This window comes from Pseudoalteromonas rhizosphaerae, from assembly GCF_902498845.1.
Taxonomy (GTDB): domain Bacteria; phylum Pseudomonadota; class Gammaproteobacteria; order Enterobacterales; family Alteromonadaceae; genus Pseudoalteromonas; species Pseudoalteromonas rhizosphaerae.
This window is the reverse complement of the sequence record NZ_CABVLM010000073.1, coordinates 1-320: the sequence shown is the minus strand read 5'-3', so window position 1 is coordinate 320 and position 320 is coordinate 1. Positions and strand designations below refer to the sequence as shown.

Below are 320 nucleotides of genomic sequence, written 5' to 3'. Positions count from 1 at the left end.
GTAATTTAGCGAGCTTAAGGGCATCACGTTTATCGGTTTTAATCTTCTCGCCTGGTTTTTTAGGAATAAGAGACGGGGCAACCACATAACAGCAATGGCCAAGGCTTGTGATTAATCTGTAAATCCACAAATTTATAGGGAATAAATTTGAACCGCGTAGCGGGCTTTAGTGAGTATCAGGGACGATACGAATAATAACCACAAGGGCCTGCTTCATAAACAAAGTGTAACGTTGCGCCAGGGTATTTAGATTCAAACTGACGAACAAGCTTTTGAACGGCAACTTTGGAAGAGGAAAATCGACCAAGGTGAACAGGTTG

General features: G+C 42.2%; 1 pseudogene. It reads right to left on the bottom strand.

Annotation, left to right across the window (positions count from 1 at the left end):
- Window positions 1-320, bottom strand: a pseudogene (locus PSR9079_RS23515) (hypothetical protein); the annotation flags it as partial.